At 45.4% G+C, this 16,822-nt stretch carries 16 protein-coding genes; all 16 read left to right on the forward strand.

What is annotated here, in order from left to right; translation table 11 throughout:
- Position 1 precedes the first annotated feature (1 nt).
- Positions 2-391: a YlbF family regulator gene (locus ACI3E5_RS01790; protein WP_005227164.1), complete on the forward strand. Its 390-nt coding sequence runs from the start codon at positions 2-4 to the stop codon at positions 389-391.
- Complete coding sequence (gene mutS / locus ACI3E5_RS01795; RefSeq protein ID WP_498855847.1) at positions 375-2,927, forward strand: DNA mismatch repair protein MutS; 2,553 nt, start codon at positions 375-377, stop codon at positions 2,925-2,927. Before ACI3E5_RS01790 ends, mutS begins: the two co-directional genes overlap by 17 nt.
- Before the next feature lie 15 nt (positions 2,928-2,942).
- Positions 2,943-5,051 (forward strand): DNA mismatch repair endonuclease MutL, encoded by a 2,109-nt coding sequence (gene mutL, locus ACI3E5_RS01800; protein WP_498820734.1) that lies wholly within the window; start codon positions 2,943-2,945, stop codon positions 5,049-5,051.
- Positions 5,048-5,608, forward strand: a complete 561-nt coding sequence (locus ACI3E5_RS01805) for a Maf family protein (RefSeq protein WP_201705669.1) — start codon at positions 5,048-5,050, stop codon at positions 5,606-5,608. The genes mutL and ACI3E5_RS01805 overlap by 4 nt, the downstream gene beginning before the upstream one ends.
- A 2-nt stretch (positions 5,609-5,610) precedes the next feature.
- A complete protein-coding gene (locus ACI3E5_RS01810) occupies positions 5,611-6,009 on the forward strand; it encodes a GFA family protein (RefSeq protein WP_269924151.1) in 399 nt (132 codons plus the stop codon).
- An 88-nt stretch (positions 6,010-6,097) separates the two neighbouring features.
- Entirely contained in the window at positions 6,098-6,529 is a 432-nt protein-coding gene (msrB, locus tag ACI3E5_RS01815; RefSeq protein ID WP_008376288.1) for a peptide-methionine (R)-S-oxide reductase MsrB, read from the forward strand.
- A 181-nt stretch (positions 6,530-6,710) separates the two neighbouring features.
- On the forward strand, positions 6,711-7,301 hold the full coding sequence (gene ruvA, locus ACI3E5_RS01820; protein ID WP_005232405.1) for a Holliday junction branch migration protein RuvA: 591 nt from the start codon (positions 6,711-6,713) through the stop codon (positions 7,299-7,301).
- Positions 7,302-7,315: 14 nt separating this feature from the next.
- Entirely contained in the window at positions 7,316-8,317 is a 1,002-nt protein-coding gene (gene ruvB, locus ACI3E5_RS01825) for a Holliday junction branch migration DNA helicase RuvB (RefSeq protein WP_005227171.1), read from the forward strand.
- A 352-nt stretch (positions 8,318-8,669) separates the two neighbouring features.
- Positions 8,670-9,581, forward strand: coding sequence for an ABC transporter permease (locus ACI3E5_RS01830; protein WP_005232388.1), 912 nt, complete (start codon positions 8,670-8,672; stop codon positions 9,579-9,581).
- 11 nt (positions 9,582-9,592) lie between these two features.
- Positions 9,593-10,474 (forward strand): carbohydrate ABC transporter permease, encoded by an 882-nt coding sequence (locus ACI3E5_RS01835; protein ID WP_005227173.1) that lies wholly within the window; start codon positions 9,593-9,595, stop codon positions 10,472-10,474.
- Positions 10,475-10,488: 14 nt separating this feature from the next.
- Complete coding sequence (locus tag ACI3E5_RS01840) at positions 10,489-12,090, forward strand: type 2 periplasmic-binding domain-containing protein (RefSeq protein ID WP_005227174.1); 1,602 nt, start codon at positions 10,489-10,491, stop codon at positions 12,088-12,090.
- Positions 12,091-12,217: 127 nt separating this feature from the next.
- On the forward strand, positions 12,218-12,361 hold the full coding sequence (locus ACI3E5_RS01845; protein ID WP_313151220.1) for a hypothetical protein: 144 nt from the start codon (positions 12,218-12,220) through the stop codon (positions 12,359-12,361).
- Positions 12,362-12,374: 13 nt separating this feature from the next.
- Positions 12,375-12,977, forward strand: coding sequence for a DUF624 domain-containing protein (locus tag ACI3E5_RS01850; RefSeq protein WP_144771022.1), 603 nt, complete (start codon positions 12,375-12,377; stop codon positions 12,975-12,977).
- A complete protein-coding gene (locus ACI3E5_RS01855; RefSeq protein WP_498820735.1) occupies positions 12,970-13,884 on the forward strand; it encodes an acetylxylan esterase in 915 nt (304 codons plus the stop codon). The genes ACI3E5_RS01850 and ACI3E5_RS01855 overlap by 8 nt, the downstream gene beginning before the upstream one ends.
- Entirely contained in the window at positions 13,881-14,660 is a 780-nt protein-coding gene (locus ACI3E5_RS01860; RefSeq protein ID WP_498820736.1) for an endonuclease/exonuclease/phosphatase family protein, read from the forward strand. The genes ACI3E5_RS01855 and ACI3E5_RS01860 overlap by 4 nt, the downstream gene beginning before the upstream one ends.
- A 6-nt stretch (positions 14,661-14,666) precedes the next feature.
- Entirely contained in the window at positions 14,667-16,817 is a 2,151-nt protein-coding gene (locus ACI3E5_RS01865) for a glycoside hydrolase family 3 N-terminal domain-containing protein (protein ID WP_498820737.1), read from the forward strand.
- Positions 16,818-16,822 lie beyond the last annotated feature (5 nt).

Raw genomic sequence — 16,822 nt, forward strand, 5'->3', positions numbered from 1 at the left:
CATGGAAGAGCAATTAGTCAAAGAACCACACGTTGCCCAAGAGCTGGCTGCTTTGCAAAAGCTCTTGTCTGATCATCCGATCGTTCAAGAATTTCAAGAAATCCAAGCACGAGCCTTGCAAAACCAAGGGCTATTGGAGCTGGAAGAAGCGCTGAAGCAAGCGCAAAAAGAGATCGTTCAATTTGAGCATTATGAGAAACCTGAAGCAAAAAAAGCTGCCGAGCAGCGTTATGCGTCATTGACAAACGAATACGAGCAGCATCCTTTAGTGGTTGCTTATCGCCAAGCGTTACTGCAAGCAGATGAATTGCTGCAATATGTCACGACGGAGATCCAAAAGAAAATGAATAAAGCCATCGAGGAGGATGAAACCAATGCCTCAAAAAACTAAAAATACCCCGATGATGGAACAGTATTTAAGCATCAAGGCTCAGTACCAAGATGCTTTTTTATTCTATCGTTTAGGGGATTTCTATGAATTATTTAATGAGGATGCTGTCAAGGCAGCACAAATTTTAGAACTGACGTTAACCAGCCGCAACAAAAATGCGGAGGAACCGATCCCTATGTGTGGGGTGCCTTACCACGCCGCCAGCAATTACATCGACACCTTGATCGAGCAAGGCTACAAAGTAGCGATTTGTGAGCAAGTGGAAGATCCAAAAACCACCAAAGGAATGGTCAAACGCGAAGTCGTTCAACTGATCACGCCGGGAACGGTGATGGACAGTAAAGGCCTATCCGCCAAAGAAAACAACTTTTTGACAGCTGTTTTGCAGCAAGGGGAGCGTTTTGGCTTTGCCTATGTCGATCTAAGTACCGGTGAATTAAAAGCAGCGCAATTGGAAGATGAAGAAGCTGTCGTCAATGAGGCAGCCGCTCTGCAAACGAAAGAAGTCGTTTTGTGCAGCGAGATCCCTGAGTCATTGCAAACAACACTGACCAATCGCTTGAATGTCGTGTTTTCTAAGCAAGAAACGTTGGAAGAAAATGCCGAATTTCAATTTTTAACAGAACCTCTCTCCCAAGAGTTAGAAAAAGTAGTCACAGGGAAGTTGCTAAGTTATTTGGCGATCACCCAAAAACGCAGTTTAGCGCATATTCAACAAGCCGTGGAATATCAGCCCGATCATGCCTTGAAAATGGATCATTATTCCAAATTCAACTTAGAATTGACGCAGTCGATTCGAACTGGCAAAAAACAAGGGACTCTTTTGTGGTTGCTGGACGAGACAAAAACCTCAATGGGGGGACGTTTGTTAAAGCAATGGTTGGACCGTCCCTTGATCCAGCCAAAGAAAATCACTGCCCGCCAAGAAATGGTCCAATCGTTACTAGACAGTTTCTTTGAGCGAGCAGATCTGCAAGAAGCGCTGACGAAAGTCTATGACATGGAACGCTTAGTCGGACGGGTTGCCTTCGGAAATGTCAATGGCCGCGATTTGCTGCAGTTGAAATCTTCTTTGGAGCAAGTGCCTTTGATCGCGCAATTGCTGCAAGGCATCAACCGTGGCGAGTGGAATGACTTGCTGCTGGAATTAACGCCCCTAGATGATTTGGTTGCACTGATCGATGCGGCGATCGATGAAGATGCCCCGTTGCAGATCACAGAATGCAACATCATCAAAGATGGGTTCCATCAACAATTAGATGAATACCGTACAGCGATGCGTAACGGCAAGCAATGGCTGGCGGAATTAGAAGCCAACGAACGCCAAGCGACGGGGGTCAAAAACTTGAAAGTTGGGTTCAACCGCGTCTTTGGCTATTACATTGAGATCACGAAAGCCAATCTAGTGAATTTAGATACCTCTCGCTACGAGCGCAAGCAAACGTTAGCCAATGCGGAACGCTTTATTTCACCCGAGTTGAAAAAACTGGAGACTTTGATTTTAGAAGCCGAAGAGAAATCGGTGGATTTGGAATACCGCCTGTTTCTTGACGTCCGTGAAGAAGTGAAAAAGAGTATCACCCGTCTACAAAAGTTAGCCAAAGCCGTCAGCGCGGTCGATGTCCTACAAAGTTTCGCCACGGTTTCGGAACGTTACCAATACGTGCGGCCGACAGTAGCGAAAAAACGAGCGGTATCGATCATCGACGGCCGTCATCCTGTAGTGGAAAAAGTCCTTGGTCACCAAGAGTACATTCCGAATAGTATCGTAATGGATGAAGAAACAGAGATCCTGTTGATCACAGGACCAAATATGTCTGGGAAAAGTACGTATATGCGGCAGTTTGCCTTGCTAGTCATTATGGCGCAGATTGGCTGTTTCGTACCGGCACAATCTGCAGAGATGCCGATTTTCGATCGGATCTTTACTCGCATCGGTGCCAGCGATGATCTGATCGCCGGTCAAAGTACGTTTATGGTGGAGATGATGGAAGCCAACCAAGCGCTGCGTCATGCAACGCCTAACAGCTTGATTTTGTTTGATGAGTTAGGGCGTGGGACTGCGACCTATGATGGGATGGCATTGGCACAAGCCATCATTGAATATATCCACAAAGAAGTTCATGCCAAAACACTTTTCTCCACCCATTATCATGAGCTGACGGTTTTAGATGAGGAATTGGCACACTTGCGCAATGTCCATGTTGGTGCCGTTGAAAAAGAAGGCGAAGTCGTCTTCTTGCATAAGATGATGGAAGGGCCCGCAGATAAAAGCTATGGGATCCATGTAGCCAAAATCGCTGGACTGCCAAGTGCACTCTTACAGCGCGCAGCCACGATCTTAAAAGCGCTGGAAGAACATGAACCGACGGTACAGCCAAAACCAGTCGTCGAAGAAAGTCAGCAGTTGTCGTTGTTTAGCGAAGTATCTACGGAAGAAATCGGGGTTATCGATCAGTTGAAGAAATTGAATCTGTTGGAAATGACCCCGATGGATGCTCTGAATACATTGTACGAGCTGCAAAAACGAATTTAGAAAGAAGGTCAGCAGATGGGAAAGATCCAAGAGTTATCCGAACGTCTGGCGAACCAAATCGCGGCAGGAGAAGTCGTTGAGCGACCAGCTTCTGTCGTCAAAGAATTAGTTGAAAACGCCGTGGATGCCGGCAGTACCCAAATCGATATTTTTATTGAAGAAGCAGGCTTGCGTAAAATCCAAGTCATCGATAATGGCGAAGGAATTGCAGAAGAGGATGTCTTGACTGCCTTTAAACGCCACGCCACCAGTAAAATCCACAATCGAGATGACTTGTTTCGAATACGTACCCTCGGGTTTCGCGGGGAAGCTTTGCCTAGTATCGCTTCGGTTTCGATCCTCTCGATTGAAACGGCAGTCAAAGGCGCCCAACAAGGCTCCTTTGTGCGCTTAAAAGGCGGCGCTGTTGAAGAGCATTTGCCTGCCAACTTGCGGCAAGGAACCAAGATCACTGTCGAAAACCTCTTTTACAATACACCGGCACGCTTGAAATATGTCAAGACGCTGCAAACGGAACTAGCAAATATCGGCGATATCGTCAATCGGATCGCCCTGAGCCATCCAGAAGTGGCTTTTCGTCTCGTTCATGAAGGCAATAAGATGTTGAGCACCACTGGAAGTGGGCAGTTAAAACAAACTATCGCCGGGATCTACGGGGTGGAAACCGCCAAAAAAATGATCGCGATCGATACTGAGGACCTCGACTTTAAAGTCACTGGCTTTGTGTCACTGCCAGAAGTCACCCGAGCTAGCCGCAACTATTTATCCACGATCATCAATGGTCGTTATATTCGCAACTTCGCTTTGAATAAAGCGATCGTTGCTGGTTACGGATCAAAATTGATGGTCGGTCGTTTTCCATTAGCTGTCCTTGAAATCAAAATGGATCCCTTATTAGTCGATGTCAATGTTCATCCGACTAAGCAAGAAGTTCGTTTGTCAAAAGAAGAAGAACTGACCAAACTAATCAGTAAAGCCATCAATGAGGCGCTGTGGGAAATCAATTTGATTCCTAACGCCGCTGACAATCTGTGGTTTAAGAAAAAAGTTGCCGATCAGCCAAAAGCCCAGCAGCTTGGCTTGGAACTGGAGTCAGCAGGAAATTCGACTTCTGGGTTGTCTTATAATCGCGAAACCGGGAAATTTGAGGTGCAGGGCAGTACTTATCAACAGACTGTGGATAACTCTGTGGAAAAGCCTGTGGAGGAAGGTGGAAAACTTCCAGAAATGCCACAGGAATCTAGCGAAAACTTGTTGGAAGAAACTGAGGAAACCTTTCGCAGTTTGGAAGAGACGTTGCCAAATAAGCCTGTCCGAAAACCATTTGTGGAAGAACAGACGGAAACAAAAGCGCCGCTGCCAGAAGCGCCTGCCTTTCTTCCAGATGAGACGCCAGAGCTTACGGCGCAAGATCTGCAAAGTCAAGCGACTCTGCACCCGGAAATGCATGGGGATGACCGCAACTACCTGAAAACGGTCGAACGGTTGCTGGAAGAAGAACCAGCGAAGGAGCGTTTTCCCCAACTGGATTATTTTGGGCAGATGCATGGGACCTATTTGTTTGCCCAAAGCGAGGCGGGGCTATATATCGTCGACCAGCATGCGGCACAAGAACGAATCAAATATGAGTATTACCGCGAAAAAATCGGCGAAGTGACCAATGACCTGCAAGAATTGTTGGTGCCGATCGTTTTGGATTATCCCAACAGCGATGCACTGCAATTACAAGAACAAAGCGACAAGCTGGCAGAAGTCGGGATCCATCTGGAATCTTTTGGGACCAATAGTTTCATCGTCCGAGCGCACCCGACGTGGTACCCTAGCGGTGAAGAAGAAGCCATCATCCGCGAAATGATCGATATGTTATTGACGACAGGAAGTGTCAGTGTCAAAAAGTTTCGTGAAGCAACCGCGATCATGATGAGCTGCAAACGATCCATCAAAGCCAATCACTATTTGAATGAAGCACAAGCGCGAATCTTGTTGCAAGATTTAGCGAAATGCGAGAATCCCTTCAACTGTCCCCACGGCCGTCCGGTGCTGATCCATTTCACCAACAGCGACATGGAGCGGATGTTCAAACGAATTCAAGATCCTCATCGAGCAAGGAGTGGCATGGAATGATTATTTTGGCTTCACAGTCGCCGCGGCGCAAAGAATTATTAGCGGAGTTAGTCCCGGAATTTGCGGTCATACCAGCGGATATCGACGAGTCGGTCCGACCGAACGAAGCGGCGATCCCTTATGTCCAACGGATGGCAGCAGAAAAAGCGGCGGCTATTACGCAAGCATATCCTGAAGATCTGGTGATCGCGAGCGATACGACGGTCGTGGTGGATGAAGAAATCTTAGGAAAGCCAGTAGACCGTAAAGATGCTCGGTCGATGTTGCGAAAAATGAGCGGAAGGACCCATTGGGTGCATACCGCCGTCGTTTTGCAAAAAGGCAAACAGCAACGCCAAGCAGTGGTTTCGACGGAAGTTGTGTTTCGTCCTTTGACGGATCAAGAGATCGACAAGTATCTTGTCTTAGATGAGTACCAAGACAAAGCGGGCGCCTATGGGATCCAAGGGGCAGCCAAAATATTTGTCTCATCGATAAACGGCGATTTTTATACGATCGTAGGATTTCCTGTCGCTGCGGTCTATCAGTTGTTGCAAGAGTTTACGGAGGAGGAATAAGGATGGATGTTTCTGGTAGTTGTCTTTGCGGCAAAGTCACGATCAACTTGACGGGAGTTGCGAAAGAAATCACGGTTTGTCATTGTAGTCTCTGCCAGAAATTTCACGGCGGACCGATGTTTGCTCTTGCGCCATGTTCGGAGGACCAGATGACTCTTCAAGGAGCGAAGTGGCTGCGACGTTACGATTCTTCTGAGTGGGCACAGCGAGGATTCTGCAGTCAATGCGGCTCGAGCCTGTTCTTTTACCTCAAAGAAGCACACACCTATTTTTTTGCGGCTGGGTTGTTTGGCAACTTGCCAGAAGCTGTCTTAACCGAAGAAATCTATACAAAAGACCAACCGCATTTTTACCACTTTGCGGAACCAACGACTCGTTGGCAAAAGCTGCAAAACCCTTAAACAATTTGAGCAAGTCATTTTACATTCGCTAAGAAAAAAGGCATGATAGAGCATACAGGATGAGTCTAGAGGAAAAGCAGGTGAAAAAATGACAGATAAAAAAGAATTAAAAGAAAAATTGTCGCCGATCGAATATGCGGTGACCCAAGAAAATGCAACCGAACGCCCCTTTACTGGCGAGTATGATGATTTTTATGAAAAAGGGATCTATGTTGATATCGTCAACGGAGAACCATTGTTTGCTTCTACTGATAAATATGACGCTGGTTGTGGCTGGCCGTCCTTTTCGAAGCCGATCAGTCGCCAAGATATTCAAGAAAAAGCCGATTTTTCTCACGGCATGCATCGAGTAGAAGTCCGCAGCAAAGAAGCTGACTCTCATTTAGGACATGTTTTTTCAGACGGTCCTCAGGACAAAGGCGGTTTGCGCTATTGTATCAACTCGGCAGCATTGAAGTTCATCCCTTTGGCAGAAATGGATGAAAAAGGCTATGGCGAATTCAAATCACTCGTTGAGTAAGTATTAGGAACTGTGTGCGAAAAAAAGACGCAGCAGCATGTCTCGTTTGAAAAAATGCGACTGAAACAACGGTTTTTCCTCCGTTTGTTTCCTGCTAAGCCTTTTCCTTCGTTCACAGTCCTTTTTTTGCCCTCTCGTCTGTGCTACAATAAAGGGAACGTATGTACAGAAAGGAAAGCACATGTACGAATATATCATAGGAAAAGTAACGGATATCTTTCCGGCGTATATCGTCGTTGAGACCCATGGCATCGGCTATCAGATCGCTTTTGGCAATCCGTATTCATTTAGCGGCAAGTTGAACCAAGAAGTAAAAATCTATCTGCACCAAGTGATTCGTGAAGATGCCCATAGTCTCTACGGCTTTGCCACGATCGAAGGCAAGCAGTTGTTTTTAAAATTGATCAGTGTCTCAGGTATTGGACCAAAGAGTGCGTTAGCAATCATGGCCAATGAAGACCATACGGGGTTGATCACGGCAGTCGAAAATGGGGACGTCAACTATTTGACTAAGTTCCCAGGTGTCGGTAAAAAGACGGCGCAGCAAATGATCCTAGACTTGAAAGGCAAAGTGGCTGAACTGGTGGGAGAAGAAGCGATCGTTCCTCTAAGCGTGGCAACGACTGCTTTAGATGAAGCGATGGAAGCCTTGAAAGCATTGGGGTATAGCGAAAAAGAAGTCAAGAAAGCCGAAAAACAATTAGCGGCGAATACGACAAAATCGACGGATGAGTACTTGCGGGAAGCTCTCCGATTGATGATGAAAAAGTAAGGAGCAAGTAGACGATGGATGAACGAATTGTTTCGCCAGAAAGTACTGAACAAGAAGAGATCATCGAAAAATCCTTGCGTCCGCAAACCCTTGCCCAATATATCGGACAAGACAAAGTCAAGCAGGAGCTTTCGATTTATATCCAAGCGGCGAAAAATCGAGAAGAAGCGTTGGATCATGTCCTCTTATATGGTCCGCCAGGCTTAGGGAAAACGACGATGGCAATGGTGATCGCCAACGAGATGCAGGTGCAAATCAAGACGACCAGCGGTCCTGCGATCGAAAAACCAGGGGATTTGATTGCGATCTTGAATGAGCTACAGCCAGGGGATGTTCTGTTTATCGATGAGATCCATCGCTTGCCTCGTGTCGCCGAAGAAATGCTTTATTCGGCAATGGAAGATTTTTATGTGGATATCATGGTGGGGCAAGGGACAACGGCTCACCCAGTTCATTTTCCGCTTCCGCCATTTACCTTAGTCGGCGCAACGACGCGGGCGGGGATGCTCTCGGCACCACTACGGGATCGCTTCGGGATCATTTCGCATATGCAATATTATGAAGACCATGATTTAAAAGAGATCGTGCAGCGGACTGCGTCCATCTTTGAAACGGATATCGTGGAAGAAGGGGCGATCGAAATCGCCCGTCGGTCCCGAGGCACCCCGCGGATCGCCAACCGGTTGCTTAAACGAGTTCGCGATTATGCGCAAGTGCAAGCAGATGGCTTGATCGATCGCACCGTTGCTGATCAGGCATTGGCGCTTTTGGCAGTCGATCATGCTGGCTTGGATTATATCGATCAGAAATTGATTCGGACGATGATCGAATTGTATCAAGGCGGCCCGGTGGGATTAAGTACGATCGCTGTCAATATCGGGGAAGAAACCGAAACAGTGGAAGATATGTACGAACCGTTTTTGATCCAAAAAGGATTTTTGAAACGGACCTCACGTGGGCGGATCGCAACACCGTTAGCGTATGACCATTTTGGCTATCCGCAAAGAAGCGAATAGAAGGAAGCGGCAATCAGCAATGATTGCTGCTTTTTTGTGCATTTGGTGAAACGTTTCTTTTTATTTTTTAATAATTTCTGAGGAGTAATCGATGTTTGAAAAATGTGATATTTGTGAAATTTGATTAATTAGAAGTTCTTAGGGAAATGATTTCATCTTAAAACATTGATATAAAAGCTTTTATGTTTGTGAGGAACCCAACAAGATTTGTGAAAAAAGAAAAGCTGAAAAAAATAATTGGAAAGGCTTGCATTTTTGAATGGCAGCGGATATAATCTTTTTGTAGAAACGTTTCACCGAAGTGTGGAGATATTCGTAGTGTTGCGAGGATAGAAAGAAGGAGATTTTGTGTATGAGTAAACTGCAAAAGTTTTATAGTCAACGGCAGCTTCACTGGATGGTTTTTCCCGGCGTGGCATTTATGATCGTATTTAATTATATTCCGATCTACGGAATTATAATCGCTTTCAAAAACTATACGGTGATTGACACCATTTCATCAGCACCATGGGTCGGGTTAGAGAATTTCCGTATCATTATGAATGACAGTTTTTTCTGGGAAGCGGTTAGAAATACGTTAGCCATCAGCTTATTGAAATTAGGATTAGGTTTTGCGATCCCGATTGTGTTAGCCATTATGATTTTTGAAATGCAAGATGGCCGCTTGAAGAAATTTATTCAAACGGTTTCATACATTCCCCATTTTTTCTCATGGATCGTGCTAGGTGGGATGATGATTTCTTGGCTGTCAACGAACGGCTTTATCAACCAAGTGCTGATGTCTGTAGGATTGATGGACAAAGGGGTCAATCATCTATTGGATCCAAGCAAATATTGGTGGATCGCGGTCCTTTCTGATCTATGGAAAGAAGTCGGCTGGGGAACGATCCTTTACTTGGCAGGGATGTCGCGGATCGATCCAACGTTTTATGAAGCCGCACGAATCGATGGTGCCAGCAAGCTAAGACAAATTCGTTCGATCACATTGCCTTTACTGACACCGATCATCTCCTTAAACTTGATTCTGAATGTGAGCGGTATCTTAGGGTCAAACCTAGATCAAACATTAGTTTTGATGAATTCACAGAACCAAAACCGTTCAGAAGTCATCAACTCCTTTGTTTATAAAATGGGGTTGACGCAAGGTGATTTCTCTTATGCAACTGCTGTCGGCTTGGGGATCGCGGTCATTTCCGTCATCTTATTGGTGATCACGGATCGAGTGACCCGCAAGTTGAACAACGGCAATTCAGTTATCTTATAGGAGGAAAAAACATGATCAAAAGAAAAGCAAAAGAAAACACATGGTTTTACTTCTTCAATACCGTGATCTTGATTTTATTCTCATTGATGATCATCGTACCGATTTGGAATATCTTGGTTTCCTCCGTGTCTTCTAGTTCTGGATTAGCGGGCAACGGCCTCGTGTTATGGCCAAAAGGCTTTACCTGGGAAAACTATCGGAAAGTTTTTTCCGACGCAAGTATCCCTCGTGCCTTCTTGATCTCAGTGTTAAAAACGGTTCTTGGGGCTGCGACCCATACCTTGTTTTGTGCGATCGTAGCTTACGGATTGAGTAAATCACGCTTGGTTGGCCGCAACATCTATACAACGATGGGGGTCATCACCATGTACTTCAGTGGTGGGATGATTCCAACGTACTTGCTGATTCGCTCGCTAGGATTACTGGATTCTTTCTGGGTCTACATTATTCCAGCTTTGTTCAGCTATTATGATGTCGTGATTTTAATGAACTTTTTCCGTGAGATTCCGCCTTCACTCGAAGAATCGGCGAAGATAGACGGTGCAAGTGAATTCCAAATCTTCTATAAAATCTTCTTACCATTAACGAAACCGGCATTGGCAACCATCATCTTGTTCAACGGGGTTGGCCAATGGAATGATTTTATGACGACAAAACTGTATATCACAAAAGAGTATCTCTATCCGCTGCAAATGAAGATTTATGAAATCATCGTCCAATCCAACTTGAGTACGATGACTGAAAGCGGTAGTACTGACTTTATCGTCCAAGCAACGACCCGTGGGGTTCAGTTGGCTACGATCGTCATCACGACAGTGCCAATTTTAATTATATATCCATTGCTTCAAAAACACTTTATCGGCGGTATGATGGCCGGTGCAGTAAAAGAATAGAAAGAGGGATAGACATGAAAAAAGTAGTAGGCGGTTTATTGGCAGCATCAGCATTACTCAGCTTAGCGGCATGTGGCGGCAGCTCAGACAATGCCAGCAGTTCGGATTTTTCTATCAAAGATCGGTATGAGTTAGATGAAAAGACACCAGCATGGAAACTCGATACCAAAGAAGAACCAACCAAGATCACATGGTACATCAATTCAGACTGGACAGCTTTGCCATTTGGTGAAGATGTGACGACAGCCCAAATCAAAAAAGATTTGAACATTGATATTGAATTTATTTCAGGGGATGATTCGAAATTAAATGCCTTGATTTCAAGTGGTGATATGCCTGATATCGTGACGTTGATGGATAAAACCAGTCAAGCAGCCACAAAAGCTGATAGCTGGGCATACTCATTAAACGATTTAGCGGAACAATACGATCCGTATTTGATGAATGTCGTGACCGAAGATACCTTCAAATGGTTTGCTTTAGATGATGGCAAAACTTATGGCTATCCAAACTATTCCAACACTGCAGCGGACTACGAAAGCGGCAATATTCCTGTCAATGACAACTTTGTGATCCGTGAAGATGTCTATGAAGCATTAGGCAAACCAGATGTTTCGACTCCAGAAAACTATGTGAAAGTCATGAAAGAAATCAGCGAGAAATTCCCTGATTTGACACCGATGGGCTTCACAACGATCGGCGAAACAGCAGGACCATTCTTAGATAAATTGCAAGATTTCTTAGGTGTTCCATTAGAAGATGAAGATGGTGCTTTCTACGACCGTAACTTAGATGAAGAATATATCTCATGGTTGAAAACCTTCAATCAAGTGTATCGTGACGGCAACATCAGTGATGACAGCTTTACTGATGACGGCCCAACCTATGATGAAAAAGTAAAACAAGGGGACTATGCAACGATCTTAGTCGCAGGAACGAGTGGACAAGGTGGGAACTTCACCGAATTCATGAAAAACTCTGACACACGTTACATCGCAATCGATGGCCCTGCCAGCACGTCTGGTCGTGAAGCAACCTTGAACCAAACAGGAATCTCTGGCTGGTTGATCAACTACATCACAAAAGATGCGGCGGATCCAGCAAAAGTAACCCAACTCTTCACGTACTTGATCGATGAACCAGGACAAATTTTGACAAAATTCGGTGTTGAAGGCGTGACGTATGAATACAACGATGAAGGCAAAATCGATTACTTGCCAGAAATCAAAGAAATGGAACAAACCGACAACGAAGGCTATAACAAAAAATATGGTATCAGCCGTTTCAACTACTTTAACAATGACCGTGTCAATGCACTGAAAGTCAAAACCGAAAATGCGTTGACTCAAATGCAAGAATGGGGCGAAGGCAAATTGTATCCACACTTTGTGATCGAAAATACGGATCCAGATGCCGGAACTGCTGAAGCACGTTCAAACACAGCCATCAAAACCAAAATCAACAGCACGATCATCTCATTGATCCGTTCAAAAGATGAAGGAACATTTGACAGCACACTAACGGACTTTGAAAGCTTCTTAGATTCAAACAACTGGGATGCAATCAAAGACATTAAAACTGAAAAAATGGCCGAAAACCGCGAACGACTAAAATAACCCCCATAGGAGAGGAAAGGAAGCCAAAAAAAAGACCTTTCCTCTCCTTTGCTTTGAAACACAGGTTTTGCGCGTACTTTGCGCAAAATCTGATGTTTCAAAGTACTAGGCGACCGCAGGGAGCGTAGTGACCGTACAAAGAATCACTGCAACTGGCTCACTGAGTGAGACCTGCAACCCAGAAAACTGTGCGTTGAGAAACGACCCAAAATCACAAGAAGGCAAGAAACAAGTTTACGCAGCACTCACAGCACAAATCAGCAAGTTTTGATTGGAGGATCATAATGAATCGACTATTTTCTTATGAAGGATGGTACTATCGGGTCTTTGCTTTTCTAGCAGATATGATCATTGTTAGTTTTCTCTTTATGATTCCAGCAATGACGCTGATTCTCGCAGGACCAGCATTGATCGCACTGTATCAGACGATCGATCAATTGTACAAGGAACGGGATGTCCCGATTTGGCAACGATACAAGCAAGCATTCTTAAGCAACCTCAAACGTGGGCTCTTCTTAGAAGGTCTTGTTATTGCGTATGTCGCAGTCTTTGCCGGTTTGATCTATTCCTTGATGATGATTACACCTTACTTTGGTGTTCTAGCTGTGATCCTCGTCAGCTTGGCTGCGCTGTATCTTGTCGTGTTCGTTCTCTTGTACAGCTTGTTTACGCAATCATTGCAAGAAACAGCGAAAGAAACGGCGTATGCGGTTCTTAGCAGTACGGCGAATGCGATCATTTTACTGGTGATCCCAATCATTGTTTTTGTATTGTGCAGCAAAGTGAACCTATTCTTATTTGTTTGTTTAGGGATCTCAGGCTCAGCCTTTATCCAAGTGTTGTTTTTCAATAAAGTATTAGCGAAGGGGGAAGAGACAAATGACTAAATCCACAGCGACTGATCGATCCTGTTTTTGGGCTTCGGTCCAACAAGAACTTAACGCCCTTTCGCTAGCCTTTGAAAGAACCAAACAAACGCCTTTGCTAAAAGGGATCGATTGTTTTACGATTTCTTTTCAAAGTCTTGGTAATGAAACGATCTATGGGCATCTGCTGCTGCCAGAACAAGCGGCAGATTGTCCAATCGTGATTGATTTTTTAGGCTATATGAATCATGTGCAAGAACCGTTCCAATTCGCTCATTGGTTATTGATCGGCTGCGGCTGTCTTGTCATCGACAATCGCGGACAAGGAGGACGCACGAAAGATCAAGTTCCTTATGAAACCACGCAGCATGAAGCGCCTTTTGGACGCGGCATCTTGAAAAAAGAAGATTTTTATATGAAGCGATTGGTCGCAGATAGTCTGCGCACACTAGAAGTCCTTCAACAGATACCGGAAATCGATCCGCAGCGCATTATTTTAAGAGGCGGCTCACAAGGAGGCGGCATCGCCTTATTGGTCAACGCATTAACGAACGTCCCGATTTTTGCGACGTTTGCCGATGTGCCAAGCCACTCCAATCTTGTCCATCGGATCGAACAAAAAACAGGAAGTTACCAGGTGATTCAAGAGTATATCGAACAATTTCCAGAAACGCGGGAAACGATCTATCAAGTCATGAATTATTTTGATTTGAAGTATTTTGCTCATCAGATAACTGGTCCTGTTTATACATCGGTCGGCAGTGCTGATCCGATCTGTCCCATGGAAGATTTCTTCGTTTCCTATAAAAAGATTCCTGGACCGAAAGAATTGCGTATTTACTTAAATAAAGGGCATGGCGGCGGCGAAGCGAAACAAATCCGTCGTGAAATGCAGCAAATCACAAAATTACTCAAAGGAAATGAATGAAGATGAAAGTAGCAACCTACAATCTACGAGTCGATACCGACTATGACCAAGAATGGCAATGGCACTATCGATCGGAGGCGGTCTGCTCCTTGATCGATTACTACGACTGGGATGTTCTGGCGATCCAAGAAGCCCGACCTAGTCAATTTGCAGATTTAGTAAAGCTAGCGCAGTATGCTTCCGTCACGGCTGAACGTGACGGTGATGGCTTAGGCGAAGGCATCGGACTGTATTATCAAAAAGAGGCTTTCGAGTTATTAGCTTCAGGTTCGTTTTGGTTGTCATTGACACCGACTGAACCCAGTATTCATCCAGAAGCTGCCTATTCACGCTTATGTGTTTGGGCAGTCTTGCAGGAAAAAAAGAATCCGCCGTTTCTTGCTATCACGACTCATTTGGATAATATTTCAGAAATGGCTCGTTTTGAAGGAATGAAAGTGATCCTGGAGCAGCTGGCAGATCAGATCGAACGTTATCCAGTATTACTAATGGGCGACTTGAATGCGGAGCCAACGGAGCGGGTGCATCGGTATTTAGAGCAGCATTTTCAAAATGCCAAAGAACATGGACAAAAGCCGCATCACGGACCCAAAGGCTCCTATCAAAATTTTATTTATACGTTACCATGGCAAGAATTAGAAGAAATTGATTATATCTATACGAAAGGCTTCACGGTGGTCAAAACCGCCTGTCTAACGGATTCTTGTGATCGTCGTTTTCCCTCCGATCATTTCCCTTTAGAAGCAGAAGTCCAATTTGAAGAAAGCAAAGGATGAATAAAAATGGAACAGCAGAAATTAACCGAACTACTTTCAGAAATGACCTTAGATGAAAAAATCGATCAATTGCTGCAACTGGCAGCGGCTTTTTATTCAGATAAAGCAGAAGAGAAAACCGGCCCAATGGGCGACTTAGGACTGACACAAGAGAACATCAACAATGCGGGAACAACGCTAGGTGTTTCTGGTGCGAAAGAAGCGATCCGCGTCCAAAAAGAGTATATCGCCAATAACCGCTTGAATATCCCGACGATATTGATGGCGGACATCATTCACGGCTTTCGGACGATTTTCCCGATTCCATTAGGATTAGGTAGTTCGTGGGATTTGGCAGCAGCGGAGAAGATGGCGGAAGTATCTGCCAAAGAAGCAGCTGTTTCTGGCTTGCATGTGACCTTTTCGCCGATGGTGGACTTAGTAAGAGACCCACGTTGGGGCCGTGTCATGGAATCGACAGGGGAAGATCCTTACTTGAACAGTCGCTTCGCTGAAGCCTTTGTCAAAGGCTATCAAGGGGATGATCTGCGAACGGATTTCAACCGCGTGGCTGCGTGCGTCAAACATTTTGCGGCTTACGGTGCGGCTATCGGTGGTCGCGATTACAACACGGTCAATATGTCAGAACGTCAACTGCGAGAAAGTTATTTGCCAGGCTATAAAGCAGCCCTTGATGCTGGTGCCAAGCTGGTGATGACCTCCTTTAATACGGTAGACGGCATTCCAGCAACGGCCAATCGCTGGCTTTTCCGCGATGTTTTGCGAGAAGAATTCGGGTTTGAAGGCGTTGTGATCTCTGACTGGGCAGCAATCAAAGAAGTGATCGCTCATGGCGCAGCGGAGGATGAAAAACATGCCGCTGAACTAGCCATCAAAGCTGGGGTCGATATCGAGATGATGACGACTTGCTACACCGATAACTTGAAAGAGTTGATCGCAGAAGGCACCGTTGAGGAAGCCTTAGTCGATGAAGCGGTGCTAAGAATCTTGACCTTAAAAAATGAGCTGGGGCTATTTGAAAATCCATACCGCGGCGCTGATGAAGCCGCTGAAGCAGCCACTGTTTTGTCTCAAGAACACCGAGAGATCGCCAGCGATATCGCAAAGAAATCAATGGTGTTGTTGAAAAATGAAGGTGTCCTGCCGTTGCAGAAAACCGAAAAAGTGGCGATCGTGGGCCCAGGTGCTCACTCCCGTGATCTATTAGGGGCTTGGTCTTGGCAAGGGAAACAAGAAGAAGTAGTGACTTTAGTGGAGGGTGCTCAAGCCTTGGGTGCGGATCTGTTGATCGGTCAAGAGCCCTTTGATTATTTTGCACCGTCTGAAGCGGCGATCCAAGAAGCGATCGAATTAGTGAAGGCAGCGGATAAAGTGGTCTTAGCGCTAGGAGAGCAGGAATGGATGAGCGGCGAAGCTGCCAGTCGCAGCGACATTCGCTTGCCGCAAGCCCAATTGTCCTTGGTTGAAACCTTGAAAGAATACAACGAGCAATTGATCGTAACTCTTTATAACGGTCGTCCTCTTGATTTGCAAGGGGTTGATGCAGCCAAAGCGATCGTCGAGGCTTGGTTCCCTGGAACCGAAGGCGGAAACGCACTTGCTCAGATCCTGTGGGGAGAATACAATCCAAGCGGTCGCTTGAGTATGTCATTCCCAGAAACCGTTGGACAAGTTCCTGTGTATTACAACGTTGACAATACCGGTCGTCCTTATGAAAGTGCACCGGATGAAAAATATGTCTCAAAATATTTGGATGTCTCCAATTATGCCAAATATCCCTTTGGCTTCGGCTTGAGTTATAGCCCAGTTGCGTATACTGCGGTGACGTTGGATCAGCCGACCATGACCAAAGATCAAACGGTCACAGCTTCCATCACGGTTACGAACCAAGGAACAGCAGCGGGCTGGGAAACGGTCCAATGCTACATTCGCGATTTAGTCGGTGAAGTGGTTCGCCCAGTGAAAGAACTGAAAGGCTTTAAGAAAATTTGGCTAGAGGCTGGCGAATCAGCAACCGTTCAATTTGAGATCACGGAAGAACTGCTGCGCTATGTTCACAGCAACCAACAAGCAAGCAGTGATCCAGGGAAATTCCACATCATGATTGGTGGGAACAGCCGAGACACCCAACAAACAACCCTGCAATTAGTTAGGTAAGATAG

The sequence above is a fragment of the Candidatus Enterococcus avicola genome (assembly GCF_047470845.1).
Taxonomy (GTDB): domain Bacteria; phylum Bacillota; class Bacilli; order Lactobacillales; family Enterococcaceae; genus Enterococcus_D; species Enterococcus_D casseliflavus.